The sequence below is a fragment of the Erythrobacter sp. LQ02-29 genome (assembly GCF_022576075.2).
Classification (GTDB): Bacteria; Pseudomonadota; Alphaproteobacteria; order Sphingomonadales; family Sphingomonadaceae; genus Alteriqipengyuania.
This window is the reverse complement of sequence record NZ_JANCNT010000001.1, coordinates 1,565,547-1,580,432: the sequence shown is the minus strand read 5'-3', so window position 1 is coordinate 1,580,432 and position 14,886 is coordinate 1,565,547. Positions and strand designations below refer to the sequence as shown.

The 14,886-nt window shown below is 64.9% G+C and carries 11 protein-coding genes; 4 read left to right on the top strand and 7 right to left on the bottom strand.

Translation table 11 applies throughout. The features are described 5' to 3' along the window. Positions 1-13 precede the first annotated feature (13 nt). Both MKP08_RS07775 and MKP08_RS07770 read left to right on the top strand, forming a co-directional pair. Positions 14-1,183 (top strand): acyl-CoA dehydrogenase family protein, encoded by a 1,170-nt coding sequence (locus tag MKP08_RS07775; RefSeq protein ID WP_241553341.1) that lies wholly within the window; start codon positions 14-16, stop codon positions 1,181-1,183. Continuing rightward, entirely contained in the window at positions 1,183-2,379 is a 1,197-nt protein-coding gene (locus MKP08_RS07770; RefSeq protein WP_241553340.1) for an acetyl-CoA C-acetyltransferase, read from the top strand. Before MKP08_RS07775 ends, MKP08_RS07770 begins: the two co-directional genes overlap by 1 nt. Before the next feature lie 43 nt (positions 2,380-2,422). On the opposite strand, the gene MKP08_RS07765 is transcribed toward MKP08_RS07770, so the two are convergent. The 7 genes from MKP08_RS07765 to MKP08_RS07735 form a co-directional block, all read right to left on the bottom strand. Beyond that, entirely contained in the window at positions 2,423-3,991 is a 1,569-nt protein-coding gene (locus MKP08_RS07765; RefSeq protein ID WP_241553339.1) for a serine hydrolase, read from the bottom strand. Next, positions 3,988-5,097, bottom strand: a complete 1,110-nt coding sequence (locus MKP08_RS07760; RefSeq protein ID WP_241553338.1) for a hypothetical protein — start codon at positions 5,095-5,097, stop codon at positions 3,988-3,990. The genes MKP08_RS07765 and MKP08_RS07760 overlap by 4 nt, the downstream gene beginning before the upstream one ends. Continuing rightward, entirely contained in the window at positions 5,094-6,116 is a 1,023-nt protein-coding gene (locus MKP08_RS07755) for a DUF1611 domain-containing protein (RefSeq protein WP_241555569.1), read from the bottom strand. The genes MKP08_RS07760 and MKP08_RS07755 overlap by 4 nt, the downstream gene beginning before the upstream one ends. Positions 6,117-6,144: 28 nt before the next feature. Further along, a complete protein-coding gene (locus MKP08_RS07750) occupies positions 6,145-8,421 on the bottom strand; it encodes a TonB-dependent receptor (RefSeq protein ID WP_241553337.1) in 2,277 nt (758 codons plus the stop codon). A gap of 69 nt (positions 8,422-8,490) precedes the next feature. Continuing rightward, a complete protein-coding gene (locus tag MKP08_RS07745; protein ID WP_241553336.1) occupies positions 8,491-9,780 on the bottom strand; it encodes a peptide MFS transporter in 1,290 nt (429 codons plus the stop codon). Beyond that, positions 9,777-10,778 carry a dipeptide epimerase gene (locus MKP08_RS07740; RefSeq protein ID WP_241553335.1) on the bottom strand — a complete coding sequence of 334 codons (1,002 nt, stop codon included), beginning with the start codon at positions 10,776-10,778 and terminating at the stop codon, positions 9,777-9,779. The genes MKP08_RS07745 and MKP08_RS07740 overlap by 4 nt, the downstream gene beginning before the upstream one ends. After that, complete coding sequence (locus MKP08_RS07735) at positions 10,778-12,799, bottom strand: serine hydrolase (protein WP_241553334.1); 2,022 nt, start codon at positions 12,797-12,799, stop codon at positions 10,778-10,780. The genes MKP08_RS07740 and MKP08_RS07735 overlap by 1 nt, the downstream gene beginning before the upstream one ends. A 106-nt stretch (positions 12,800-12,905) precedes the next feature. Between MKP08_RS07735 and MKP08_RS07730 the strand changes: the two genes are divergently transcribed. Together MKP08_RS07730 and MKP08_RS07725 are read left to right on the top strand one after the other, a co-directional pair. Further along, positions 12,906-13,601, top strand: coding sequence for a helix-turn-helix domain-containing protein (locus tag MKP08_RS07730; RefSeq protein WP_215228693.1), 696 nt, complete (start codon positions 12,906-12,908; stop codon positions 13,599-13,601). Further along, positions 13,598-14,845, top strand: coding sequence for a dipeptidase (locus MKP08_RS07725; protein ID WP_241553333.1), 1,248 nt, complete (start codon positions 13,598-13,600; stop codon positions 14,843-14,845). The genes MKP08_RS07730 and MKP08_RS07725 overlap by 4 nt, the downstream gene beginning before the upstream one ends. Positions 14,846-14,886 lie beyond the last annotated feature (41 nt).

Below are 14,886 nucleotides of genomic sequence, written 5' to 3'. Positions count from 1 at the left end.
CCCTGCCGAGCCGATGCAACTGAGCCCGTTCGACACCGCCGACCACCCCGAGATACGCGAGGGCGTCCGCCGGCTGTGCGCGGATTTCCCCGGCGAATACTGGCGTCGGCTCGACCGCGACCGCGCCTATCCCGAGGCGTTCGTGAAGGCGCTGACCGAAGCGGGCTATCTCTCCGTCCTGATCCCGGAGGAGTATGGCGGAGCAGGCCTGGGTCTGTCCGCCGCCTGCGCCATCCTGGAGACGATCCAGGCACGGGGCGGCAATGCGGGGGCCTGCCATGCGCAGATGTACATCATGGGCACGATCCTTCGCCATGGATCGGACGAGCAGAGGCGCGCCTTCCTCCCCGGCATCGCGTCGGGCGACCTGCGCCTACAGGCCTTCGGCGTGACCGAGCCGACCAGCGGGACCGACACCACAAGCTTGCGCACCGTCGCTCAGCGCAAAAATGATGAGTTTGTCGTAAATGGCCAGAAAATCTGGACCAGCCGCGCCGAACACAGCGACCTCATGCTTCTCCTCGCCCGCACCACGCCCAAGGAAAAGGTCGCGACGAAGACAGATGGCTTGTCGGCCTTCATCGTCGACATGCGCGAGGTGGTAGGAAAATCGCTCACCATCCGCCCCATCCGCACGATGATGAACCACGCGACGACCGAGCTGTTCTTCGACGACATGCGCATCCCGGCAAGCGCGCTTATAGGCGAGGAAGGCAAGGGCTTCCGCTACATCCTTTCGGGGATGAACGCGGAACGAACGCTGATCGCGGCAGAATGTATCGGCGATGCGAAATGGTTCATCCGTAAGGCGACAGAGTATGCGGGAGAACGCAACGTGTTCGACCGGCCGATCGGGCGCAATCAGGGCGTTTCCTTCCCGATCGCGCGTGCTTACGCCAATATGCGCGCCGCCGAGTTGATGGTGCACGAAGCCGCGAGGACCTACGAAGCGGGTGAGCCCAGCGGGGCCGAAGCCAATATGGCGAAGCTACTGGCGGCGGACGCATCGAACGAGGCCGCCAATGTCTGCATCCAGACCCACGGCGGGTTCGGCTTCGCCGAGGAATACGATATCGAACGCAAATTTCGCGAGACGCGCCTCTACCAGGTCGCGCCGATCTCGACCAATATGATACTGGCCTATCTTGCCGAGCATGTGCTCGGCCTTCCAAGGAGTTACTGATGCGCCGCGCAGCAATCGTCGCCCCCGTCCGCACGCCAGTCGGCACCTTTGGCGGTGCGCTGAAGGATGTTCCGGTCGAAACGCTCGGGAGCGTGGTCGCCAATGCCGCTATCGAGCGGGCGGGTATCGATCCGGCGGCGATCGGCGACGTGGTGTTCGCGCAATCCTACGCCAATAGCGAAACGCCGTGCGTGGGCCGCTGGGTGGCGCTGTCCGCCGGGCTGCCGATAGAGGTGCCCGGCATGCAGCTGGACCGGCGATGCGGCAGCGGGCTGCAATCCATCGCCACCGCCGCGATGATGGTACAGACCGGCGTGTGCGACGCGGTCCTCGCGGGCGGGGTCGAGAGCATGAGCCGGATCGAATACTACACCACCGACATGCGCTGGGGAAAACGCGCGGGGACGACGCAACTCTACGACCGTCTCGATCGCGGGCGCGAACGCTCGCAGCCGGTCGAGCGGTTCGGCTATATCTCCGGCATGATCGAGACGGCGGAGAACCTCGCGCGCGACAACGACATCTCGCGAGAAGAGGCGGACGCCTTCGCCGTCGAGAGCCACCGCCGCGCGACAGAGGCGTGGGGAAACGGCAAATTCGCAGAGGAGATCGTTCCGGTCGAGGTGCCCCAGCGCAAGGGCGATCCCACCCTGTTCGACCGCGACGAAGGCATTCGGCCCGATAGTTCACCCGAAAAGCTCGCGAAGCTTCGGCCGCTGATGAAGGATGGCGTGGTTACCGCAGGTAACGCCTCCCAGCAGAACGACGCGGCGGCGGCGTGCCTGGTGGTGGCCGAGGACCGGCTCGCCGATCTCGGTATCACACCCGACGCCTTCCTGGTCGGCTGGAGCGCCGCGGGGTGCGACCCCTCGCGCATGGGCATCGGTCCGGTCCCCGCGACCGAGAAGGTGATGCGGCAGACCGGCCTTTCGCTCGCTGACATGGACCTGGTCGAGGTCAACGAGGCGTTCGCCGCGCAGGTGCTGTCCGTGCTCAAGGCATGGAACTGGGACGATCGGGCCCGGCTCAATGTCAACGGTTCGGGTATCTCGCTCGGCCATCCGATCGGGGCCACCGGCGTGCGGATCGCGGTGACCTTGCTGCACGAAATGAAGCGAAGAGGCAGCCGCTACGGTCTCGAAACGATGTGCATCGGCGGCGGACAAGGCATGGCCGCGATCTTCGAGCGCGCCTGACGAGAATGGCGGAGGGCGGTTACATCGCCACCCTCCGCCACGCTTAAGGCACCGGCGTGAACAGCAAATCCTGATAATCGAAACTGAAATCAGCGATCGGCGAAACCGGTTTGGCGGTGATCCGCTGCACCTTGCCATCGGCGTCGAGGGCGAAGGTCAGATAGGCCGGTTCGATCGCCGGATCGGTGAAGCGTACGATGAAGGTATCGTACTGATAGTGCTCCAGCGGCCCCTGCATATTCGGCGTCGTCTCGAAATCGACGCGCAGACCGTCTCCGTCGCTCTCCACCGTCATGTCTCCGTACCAGCGATCCCGGTACCTCCCCGCATAGCGCTCTAGAGGTAGAGAGGGGCCCACCTGCGCAGGTGTGGCCTGCGCGCTGGCAACCGCATCTTCCGCAGCGGCGATCCGATCGCGCTTGAAAGCGCCGAACGGCGTGGCCCAATCGCGTTTCGGCAATCCGAGATAATGGTCCAGCAATTCGTACATCAGCCCGTAACGCGGTTCGATCTCCTCGCTGTTGAGCGTGATCGCGAAACCCACGTTCTTCTCCGGAATCATCACAACCACAGTGGTAAATCCGAACAACCCGCCAGCGTGCCAAATGATCTGGTGCCCCCGGTAATCCTGCACCTCCCAACCCAGAGCGTAGGCCGCGTAGGTCGGTGTCGTCTCGGCAAGTACCCCCGGCCACGCACTGATCGGAATGGGCGTTACCGGCGTCCACATCTCCTTAGATGCGTCCTCGCTGAACAGCCGCCCGTCGCCGGGAATTTTTCCGTGGGCGAGCTGAATCTGCAACCACTGCGCCAGGTCGTTCGCGCTTGCAGCGATCAGACCGGCCGGGGCGGATGCCTGTCCGAGCCTGTCGTTCTCATCCAGCAGCGTCACCGGTCCGGTACCGCGTACCGGCCCGCCAACGCGCCCGTGCGGCTTCGCCCGGTCGGGAGCGCTCAACTGGCGGCTTTTGTCGGCCGTCGCATTGGGCATGCCTGCGGGCTTGAACACATGATCGCGCATGTAATCTTCCCAGCGCTGTCCGCTGACGACCTCGATCAGCCTCCCGGCGACGATGTAAAGGATGTTGTCATAGGCATAGCCACTGCGGAAGCTCGTAGCCGGTTCGATGTAACGCAGCCGCTCCACGATTTCCTGGCGCGATAGGCTGCCGCGCGGAACGATGAGAAGATCGCCCGCGCCCAGGCCCAGCCCGCTGCGGTGGACCAAAAGGTCGCGGATCGTCATCTCGCGCGTGACCCAGGCATCGTACATCTGGAAGCCCGGCAGATGGTCTATCACCCTGTCATCCCAAGAGATTTTTCCCGCGTCGACCAGCGTCGCCAGCGCCGCGCTGGTGAACGCCTTCCCCGTCGATGCGATCATGAATAGCGTATCGGCATCGACCTTGCGCGGCGCGTCGAGCGCGCGGACGCCGTAGCCCTTCGCCAGCACAACCTTGCCATCTTCCACGATAGCGACCGCCATCCCCGGCGTTTCCGACTGGCTCCGCAACGTCTCGATTCGTGCGTCGATATCGGCGGGCGGCTCGGCGAGAGCCGGGCTGGATATGACGAGCGAGCAGAGCGTGAAGAACGCGAACAGATGTCTCATGTTGCCTCCGGGGCTGGAACGGGAGTGCGCTTCACCCGCCGCCAGGCGACGTATGCGAAGAGCGGCAGGACGTAGACGGCGATGATGACCCAGGCGAGCGCACGGTATCCGGACGCTATGAGGTCCACGAGGCCGACGCGGTCGGCCACCAGCATGCACGGAAACAGGATCGCGAAGGCCAGCGCAACGCGCATCGGAGCCGTCATCACCACATCGCGGGTCTTGTCGATCCGCTCGTTAACCGCGTGAACCGCACCGATTCCGCTCTCGAGCAAGGCGGCGAAGATCATCAGCTGAAATACGAAGTTGAAGGCAGGAAGTCCAAGGCGGCCCAGGATGTAGTCCGAAGGCAGCACCGCGTCGGCAATGTCGGGCAGGAAGGCCACCATGCTCACGAAGAACAGGAGCGCGGGCAGCATGGCCAGCGGACCTGCCACGAGCCCGGCGGTGATGGCATCGCGGCGGCTGCGGAAATGCCGGGTGACGGGCAGGATCATCACCGCGCCGATTATATTGTAGCCTGCATAGGTCAGACCGCCCAGCGGCCATTCGCCGGCGGGTGCGGGAGCGGAGGCGAACGCCTGCTCTATCTCGCTCCCGACCCCGGTCAGAGAGAGGACCAGGAATATCGCATAGGTTGCGTAGAGCAGGACCGAGAGTGCCATGAAGGACCGCTCCACCCCCGCATTGCCGAATGCCACGCATCCCATGATCGCAACCATGAGCGCGATGGTGCCCACCATCGCGGGAAGGCCCAGCGTCGCGTGCGCGATGGCCCCTGCCGCGGCACCGAACACGGCGAGGATCAGCACGACAAAGACCGCGTAGGCGATCTCGAAAACGAACCAGCCCCGGCCCAGCAGCGTTTCGAAGAAGTGGCGATAATCGCGCGCACCGGTGCGGAATGCCACAGCGAAGGTTGCTGCGGCGACCAGGGACCAGATCAGCATGGCGAAAGCCATCGCCGCCACGCCGCCCCATGGCCCGAACGGGAGGAAGAATTCCGCCAGTTCCCGCCCCGTCGCATAGCCGCCGCCGATCACCACCGCCTTGAACGCCAACCCCGGCAGGAGGAAGCGACGGAAGCGATCGGCGGCCACACTCACGAGGTGCAGGCGTCCAGGAGCCGTTCGAAGGCGGGGCCGCCGCGGATGGGGTCCGCCACCGGGAGCGAAAGGCGCTCCTCTGTTTCCGCGATCAGGCGGGCGGCTTCCGCTTCCGCCAGTTCGTTGGTCGCGAGACTGACACCGGCGCAGCGGATGGCGGGGTTCGTCAGCCGGCCGTTGCGAATGCTGAGATCGATGACGTCCTCGATGGAAGGCAGCGTGTAGCCGGGATGCCCCAGGATGCGCTCTCGGCCCGGCTTGTGACAGACCACGAAGAGATCGGGCTGGCTACCGTGAAGAAGGGCAAGCGAGACCGAGGCATAGGAGGGGTGGAACAGCGAGCCCTGTCCTTCGATCACGTCGATGTGTTCGGGTGCCGCATTCGGGCTGAGCAATTCGGCCGCGCCGCTGGCGAAATCCGACACCACCGAATCGATGGCAATCCCCTCGCCCGCGATCAGGATCCCGGTCTGTCCGCTGGCCCGGAACGTTGCATCGAGCCCGCGTGCGGCAAGTCCGCGAGCGATCGAGAGCGCGGTGTATTTCTTGCCCAGGGCGCAATCGGTGCCGACCGTCAGCAGTCGCCGCCCCGTTCGCTTGCGTCCGGTGGCCACCGGTATGTCCGGTGGCGGAGTGCGAATGTCGAACAGCTCGCGACCATGGCGGCGTGCTGCCTCGCGGATCGGGGGCATATCGGTCAGGCGGCTGTGCATCCCGCCGATCAGGTCCAGTCCCGCCGCCATCGCCTCGATCAGCGGGGGCACCCATGCGTCCGGAATGAAGCCGCCAGGATTGGCGACGCCGATCACCAGCGCCCGCGCGCCCTTGCCCACCGCTTCCCTTGGCGTGAGCAGGGGCAAGCCGGCCGTCACGGTCGCTTCTGCCAGCGCATATTCGCCGACGCAGCGCTCCCTCGCCCAGTCCCGCAGTCCGAAGGCGGTCTTCGCGAACCCCGGTTCGGTCGTGTCGCCTAGGAAGATAAGATACGGGCCGGGCAGCGCCGGGGCTGAGGGCTCCATCTCCGATCGTTCGCGCAGCAGGGTGGCTTCAGTATTCGGCACTGAGCGACAGCCCTATGGTGCGTGGGCGGATGACCCCGGTGGTGATGGCTCCGTTAGGATTGAGCGGCAGGCCGTTGGCGGTCAACACGCCGGTCGACGTTCTACCATCGGCATCGGTGAGGTTGTGGACATAGGCCTCGATCCCGAACCGCCCGAAATCGATCCCGGCGCGCAGATCCAGTGTGACATAGGAGGGGATTTGCCGCTGCCGGTCGTTCGCCGCGCGATAGTCGGCATCGAAATCGCCTGCCTGCTTCGACAGGAAACGCAGCGATCCGCCAAGAAAGGCCTCGCTCTCTGCGCCGATCGCCCAGTCGTAATCGCCGTTCACCGAAACCGCGTATTTCGGCGTGAACGGCAGACGGTCGCCCTTCAGGCCGCCCACGAGCGCCGGGGCGTCTTCGTCCAATCGGGCGTCGGTATAGGCACCGTTGACCGACACCGCCAAACCATCGGTCGGCCGCATCGTCGCGGTGAATTCGAAGCCCTCGCTGGTCGCGCTCGAGCCGTTGGTGTTTACGCCGAACCCGTTGATAACCGTCAGCAGTTGGATGTTCTTCCAGTCGATATGGAACAGGGCGAGGTCGAGCGCGAAGCTGCGGTCGGCGGTCTCACCCTTGAAGCCGACCTCGTAGCTGAGCGTGGTGTCCGGGTCGAAGCTGGAGGGCGTGCCCGCCGGTGCGTTCGGCGCGATCACGTTCGGGCCGCCGGGCCGGTACCCCTTGGCGAGCCGGCCGTAGACGGTGGCCCGGTCGTTCAGGAGGAGCTTCGGCGCGACCGAATAGGTGAAGACGTCGTCCGACGAGCCTAGATCGGTGTTGACCGGAACGTTGCCCGCCAGAACGCCGCCCGCATCCTGCGCGGCGGTTTGCTTGTTGTGGCTGTAGCGCCCGCCCAGATCGATCTCGAACATGCTGCCAAGACGCAGCGTGCCGTTCGCGAAGCCCGCATACTCCTGATACTTCGAGGACAGATCGACTTGGCCGAGCACGAACGGGAAGGTCAGCAACGTCGTCGTTCCGGGGCTGTAGGCCGCGTAATCCTGCAGCAACGCACCCTTCTCGTCGTTGAAGTATCCCCCGATCAGCCAGTCGAAGCTGTCGGCCAGGCTGCCCGCGAGACGCAATTCCTGGGTGAACTTGCGGGTATTGGTTCGCTGATCCAGGACGAATTCGTTGGCGGGCGCGCCCAGCGCCGCCTGCACCAGCCCACTTAGGTTGAAGGTGGCATCGTCGCGCAAACGCTGCCGCTGGGTCGAATAGCTGGTCGAGCTGGTCAGCGTGGCGAACCCCAGGTCGGCATTGATGGTGCCGTTGTAGAGCCGGTAATTCACATCGGTGAACTCGGGGAAGAACTGCGATTGGCTCTGCTGGCCGTATAGGGTCTTCAGCGTGTCGGGATCGCTCTCGACGGTCGATGCCGCATCGGCGCGGATGTTCTGTAGGAACCCCGTCAGCCGGATATCCAGGCTTTCGCTCGGTCGGAACAGGAGCGATGCGCGACCGCCGTAGCTCAACGAGCTGTTGATATCGTCTTCGGTGTCGGATGCCAGAGTATAGCCGAAGCCATCGGTCGCCGTGGTGCCGATGGAATCGATCCAGCCGCCATTGTTATGGTAAAATCCGGATGCCCGCAGAGCGAGCGTCTGCCCCAGCGGCACGTTGAGCAGGGCGTTGCCGTGATACGACATTTCGCCCCCCCGGGTATCCTCGATCGCGCCGCGTGCCCGCGCCTCCCATTCGCCGATAACCGGTTCGTTGGTGACGTATTTGATCAGCCCGCCCAGGGTCGATGCGCCGTACAGCGTGCCTTGGGGGCCGCGCAGCACCTCCACCCGGGCGATATCGAACGTATCGAAATCGCCCGCCAGCACCGCGCCGTTTGCCAGCGCGGTAGAGGAGCCGAAGGGCGTTTCGTCGACATAGACGCCGACGGTTGAGGCGACGCCCCCCGTATTGAGGCCACGCAGGACGAGTCGGCCCGCCCCCGGCGTCGCCTGATCGACCTGCAGGCCTGGAACGTAATTCAGAAACTCCTGGAAATTGTCGGCCTGCGCCCGCTCCAGCTCCTCCCCGGACACCACGGAGATCGACTGCGGCACGTCGAGAAGCGTCTGTGCGCGCTTCTGCGCGGTGACGATGATCTCTTCACCCACCGCCACCGGGGCCCGGTCCGCGCCGGCAGTCTGGGCTTGCGCAGGATTGGCGCCCGCGATCGCGGCGACCGCCGCCGAGATGAAAAGAGATGTTTTGATGCGCCGCATGTTGCCCCCACAGTCGTGTCGATGACAGGATACCCGAATAGGAGAACTATTGTCCTAATCGGAAAATTGTCAACCCGGTTGTGACACCTCATCCTCGATCCGCGTCTCTAGCGGGTCGATCAGCCGCAGCATTCCCGCCGCCAGCCCCGCCAGCCCGGCGAGGAACGCGAAGTAGAGCGCGTGATCGGTAACGCTCCAGAGCGTGCCGACCACCCCTGCGCCCAGGCTTCCTGCAAATATTGTCAGGTACCACGCGGCCACCGTGGTCGCTCCCAGTCCGGCCGGTGCCAGCCTGGCGAAAAGCCCCAGGCCGGTCGGCAGGATGTAGAGCTCCCCGAAGGTGAAGATCACGAAGAAGGCGACCAGCCAGAGCCAGTGCGTGGGGCCGCCCAACGCCTCCAGCAGCGCCAGCAGCAGATAGGCGGCCCCCACGATCAGCGCGCCGGTCGCCATCTTGCGCGCGGGACGTTCGCGCCGCCCCGCCTCCGCCCTCCGCCGCCACCAGCCAAGCAGCGGCGGGGTCATCAGCATCACCAGCAGGGGATTGAGCGACTGGAACCACGTCATCGGGATTTCGGTCGCACCCACCGTGCGATCCACCCCCGTATCCGCCCACAGCGCCAGGGTGTTTCCGACCTGCTCGTACGCGCCGCGAAAGACGACGACCGAAAGGGCGACGGCGGACAGGAGAATGACGATATCCTTGGGAAAGCGCCCGATACCCCCGCCGAGCTTCGCCGCGGAAACGCCGCTCCGCGAGCGGCTCTGCTCCGGCAAATATTTCTGGCCCCAGACATAGATCGCGAGGCCCAGGCCCATCCCGATCCCGGCCGCGCCGAAGCCCCAGTGCCAGCCATAGAGTTCGCCCAGCGTTCCGCAGATGAGCGGAGCCAGGAAGCCGCCGATGTTCACGCCGACATAATATATGTTGTAGGCCCAGCCGACCCGCGGATCGCCCTTCTCGTAGAGATCGTCGATCTGACTCGGCAGGCTGGGCAGGAACAGACCGTTGCCCAGCGCGATGGTCACCAGCGCAGGATAGAGCAGCATCTCGAAGGTCATCATGAAGTGCCCGAAGGCCATGATGGACCCGCCGATCAGGATCGCGCGCCGCTTCCCCAGATAGCGATCGGCGATGACCCCGCCGACGATCGGGGTGAAATACGCGGTCGCGGTATAGGCGCCATAGACCAGCGATGCGTGCCCCTGCGCGAACATCAGCTGCTTGGTCATGTAATAGACCAGCAGCGCGCGCATGCCGTAGTAGGAGAACTGCTCCCACATATTGGTGAGGAACAGCACGGTCAGGCCGCGCGGCTGGCCGAACCAGGTCTGCTCCTCCGGCTTCGCAAGACTCATGCGATCGCCGGGGCCCCCGCCCCCCACACGTCGGCGGGGGCGTAGAGCATCCCGTCCGTGTAGGTGACGCCCGGCTCCCGATCCTCTGCAATCAGCAGCGGACCGTCGAGATCGACCAGATCGGCGAGCTGGCCCAGCAGGAAGCCGGGCGCGGTGCCGAGACTGGTGGCGATCATGGTGCCGACCATCACGCCCAGCCCCAGCCGCCGGGCCTCCGCGGCCATCATCAGACCCTCGGTCAGCCCGCCGCATTTATCCAGCTTGATATTGACGACGTCGAACCGCCCGACCGCCCGCTCGAGATCTTCCAGACTCAGCAGGCTTTCATCCCCGGCGATCGGAATGGTCGAGGAAAACCCGTCCAGGTCCGCCTCGCGCCCACGCTGAAGCGGTTGCTCCAGCAGCGAGACATCCTGCGCCTGCAGCCCCTCCACGAGCCGGTCCAGCTCGCGCGCCTCGAAACCCTGGTTGCCATCAACGCCCAGCCATACGTCGGGACGCGCAGCACGGATGGCGGCGACGCGCGCGAGATCGAGATCGAGGTCGCCGGTCAGCTTGATCTTGATTGCCTTCGCGCTGGCGAAGCGGGTGGCCTTGTCGGCCATCTTCGCCGGGCTGTCGGCGCTCACCGTCATCGTGGTGCGCACCGGTTTCGGCTCGTCCAGCCCGGCGAGTTGCCACACCGGCGTCCCGGTGCGAGCAGCCTCCAGCTCCCACAGCGCCGCGTCGAGCGCGTTGCGCGCGCCGCCCGGTGACAGGGCGGAGCGCAAGTCGGCGCGGGTGATCCCGCCCTCGACCTGGTCCCTCACCTCCTCGATCTGCTGGCGCATGTTCGCGAGATCGTCGCCCAGATAATAAACCCCGGCAGCCTCTCCCCGGCCGCGATGCGACCCGTCGTCCAGCGTCGCGACCAGCACTTCCGCGTGCTCGAACACGTAGCCCGATATCGCGAAGGGTTCAGCAAGCCGGATCGCCTGCGTCTCGACCGTCAGGCGCATCAGTAGTTCGTCGACAGCACGAGGACGTGGAAGACGATGGCGACATAGAGAACCACCACGGTCGCCAGCAGGAACAGCACGCTCCACAGCTTGGACGTCCACTTGCGGCCATCCGTCCAAGTCAGCCACGCGTTCCAGCCTGCGATCGGCACGGCACCGACGAAGACGATGATCGCGACGATCTTCGCAAGCCACAGCAGCGGGTCGGACGCCCCGCTCAGCAGTTCGAGCTGGGTGAACATCGCCAGGACCAGCGCCGTCCATCCGCCGATCGTCAGCAATTCCGCCCACGCCATGATCCCGGCGGCGCGATAGGCGCGGCGTGCGTTGCCCGCCACCCGCAGCTCCGACTGGTAGCGACGACGCACGAACCAGGTGGCAGGCCAGTAGAGCGCGGTCAGGAGAAGGATCGCCAGGCTGGCATAGAGCAGCGGCAGGATCCACGTCTTGGAGCGATAGCGCTCGACCGGGTCGAACACCATGAAGGGGGAGACCATGTCGAAGCTCCAGCGCACGACCTTTCCGTCGACGACCTTCGCCGCCAGCCGGTCGTGCCCGGTGCGATCGCGCCACACGAACGGCGCGATCTCGTCCCACTTGCGCGGCGCGCCGCCCGGTTCCACCAGCGAGGGGACGAGCAATCCGCCATCCGCGTCCAGCGTGACGTCGGTCTGGCCGAAGAGGTTGAGGATATCGATGAAGTTCGATTGACCCCGGCGGCTGTTCATCCAGACCCCGGTCATCATCCGGGCATGCCGCTTCGCCGTTTCCGGATCGACCCGTCCATCGGTACCGGAGGCCGGAAAGTAGCGGTCGGCGAAATCCTGGAACAGCTGCCCCCGAACCTCCTGCACGACCCCCTCCTTGCCGGTGGAATTGAACGAGACGTACAGGCCCACGCCCTCGTCCATGAACAGATGCAGGGAGGTGTGGAAGTTCTGCGTATCGCCGAGATGCGCGATGACGTCGCGCCCGTTGATGTTGGTTTCGAAGAAGCCCAGCTCCATACGGTTCAGCGGCGGGATCAGCGACGCCGGATCGACCTTGTCGAGAGGGCTGTCATGCATCATCGCCGCGGTCTTCGCGTCGAGGATCGGGCCGCCGCCCTGCAGGTGGGCGATCATGAACTTGGCCATGTCCAGCCCGGACGCGGACAGCGATCCGGCCGGGGCGGGAACGACGATCTCGAACCCCTCCTTTTCGCCCGAGGCGAGCGGATAGCCGGTAGCCATCAGCGGCTCGAGGCGGGCAGGCAGCGGCTGGCGGAACGTCGCGGTGTTCATGCCGAGCGGACGGAAAATCCTCTGTTCGACATAATCGTCGAACGGGATGCCGGACGTGCGCTGCACGATATATCCCGCCAGCGTGGTGCCCCAGTTCGAATAGGCCGGCGTCGTACCGGCGGCGAAGATACGCTCTGGCACCCAACGCTTGAGATAGGTGCCAATGGGCTGCGCGGCCTTGGGATCGAAGCTGATGAGGTCCTTCACCGCCTCTTCGAACCCGGCCGTATGGGTCATGAGCTGCCGCATCGTCACCGGCTGCCCGTCGCGCGGCGGAATCTCGAAATCGAGATAGCGATTGACGTCGGCGTCGAGATCGATCTTCCCGGCCTGAACCTGCTGCATGACGGCGGTCCAGGTGACGAGTTTCGAGACCGAGCCGGGGCGGAACAGGGTGCGTGCGGGATCGACCGGCGTCCCCTTGCCGACATCCGCATAGCCATAGCCCTTCGCCGCGACGATCTGGCCATCACGCACCACGGTGACGACGGCGCCAGCCACGTCGCCGGAGCGAAGCGCATAGGGCATGTACCCGTCGAGCCATGCGTTGATGTCGTCCTGGGTGAGCGTCTCGCCAGTGCCGCCCGATGATGGGGATGCTTGCGCGACCGCCGGTTCGGGGGTCAGCGGACCTTGCATGGCCGCGGTTTCATCGAGCGTCTGCGCGGTGGAGATAGCCCCCGCCGCGATCAATGTACCGATAAGCGCCAGACCGATAAACAGCTTGAAAAATCGCATTCCCGTTGCCCCCGCCACCAGCTTTCTCTATGAATGAATAACATTCCGATTGGGACAATGTTTATCCTGATTGGAAAATTCGTCAATGGCTGTGTGAGGGATCGGCATGTCGCAGGAACCGCCCACTCTGGGCTCTCTGCTTCGCAATCTGCGCAAGAGGGAAGGCTGGACCCTCAAGGAAATGAGCGCGAAGAGCGGCATCCCCGTTTCCACGCTATCCAAGATCGAGCATGACCGGCTTACGTTGACCTACGACAAGCTCCAGTCGCTGGGGCAAAGGCTGGGCCTGCGCATGTCGGACCTGTTTTCCGAACAGGACGAGACCGCGTCGCAGGCTGTTACCGCCCGGCGCAGCCTGGGCGATATCGGGCGCTCGGTTCGTGTGGAAACGCCCAACTACGATTATTACTATCTGTGCACGGAGCTTCGCCGGAAGCGGATGATACCCGTCATCACGAAGATCCGCGCCCGCTCCGCCGAACAGTTCGGCGATCTCGTGCGCCATTCGGGCGAGGAATTCATCTACGTGCTGAGCGGCAAGGTGGTCGTGCAGACCGAATTCTACGATCCGGTGACGCTGGAGGCGGGGCAGTCGCTCTATATCGATTCCAGCATGGGCCACGCATATCTGGCGGCGGAAGATTGCGAGGAAGCGGAAGTCCTGGGTATCATGTCGAGTGCCGACGAAGCGCTGATGGAATCGATGCTCAACCTGCACGAGGAACAAAGGCAGGCGACCACCCCGGCCAACGAGGACACGCCGTCCGACGAACACACCCGCACCGCAAGAGGAGCGCGATGAAGATGACACGCCTTGTTCTTACAGTCCTTGCAGCCGGGCTTGCCGTCGCGGCCCCGGCTTCCGCGCAGGATTACGATGCGCGGGTGGACCGCGTGCTGGCCGAAACCCCGCTGATCGATGGGCATAACGACCTGCCGGAGATGCTGCGAGAGAACGCCCCGGACAAGCGCTGGACCATGGACCTGCAAGATATCTCGGCGGACTCGGCGCAGTACAATACCGACATCCGGCGGCTGAAAGAAGGCAAGGTCGGGGGCCAGTTCTGGTCCGTCTGGGTGTCCCCCACCCTGCCCGGCGACGAGCAGGTGATCGAGACGCTGGAGCAGATCGACCTCGTGAAATCGATCGTCGCGCGGTATCCCGAAACCTTCGCGCTCGCCCGGACTGCCGCCGACGTGCGGCGCGCGCACAAGGCAGGCAGGATCGCCTCGATGATCGGCGTGGAGGGCGGCGGCCAGATCGACGGCAATCTCTCCATCCTGCGGACCTATGCCGCATTGGGCGCAGGCTATCTGACCCTCACCCATTCCATCACCATCGACTGGGCGGATTCGGCCACCGACAACCCGCAGCATGACGGGCTGACCCCGTTCGGGGAGGATGTCGTGCACGAGCTGAACCGCCTGGGAATGCTCGTCGACCTGAGCCATGTCAGCGAAGCGACCATGCGCGACGCTCTGCGGGTCACCAAGGCACCGATCATTTTCTCCCATTCGAACGCCCGCGCCCTGAACGATCATCCGCGCAATGTGTCCGACGATGTGCTGAAGCTCGTTCGCGAGAACGGCGGCGTGGTCATGGTCAATTATGCCGACCCCTATGTCTCCGATGCCTTTCGCCGCTGGTCGGCGGATCGGGGCGCCGAAAGAACGCGGCTGAACGCACCGCCCTACGGGGGATTGGCGATCGGTCAGCCGGAGAAAGCCGCCGCGCTTTTCGAAGAGTGGCTCGCGGCCCATCCCGCGCCCAAGGTCACGCTGAGCGAAGTGGCCGATCACATCGAGCACATCGCGAAGGTCGCAGGTGTGGATCACGTCGGGATCGGATCGGATTTCGACGGCGTCGGCAACCAGTTGCCCGAAGGGCTGGAGGACGTTTCAACCTATCCGGCGCTGCTCAAGGAACTGATGCGCCGGGGGTGGAGCGATGGCGATATCGCGAAGCTGGCCGGGGAAAACGTCCTGCGGGTGATGGAAGCGGCCGAAGCGGTCGCCGCGCAGGAGAGGGCGGAAAACCGGAGCTGACGATGCCCGCGCCTCCGCCGTTAGGTGCGCGCGGGCACCGG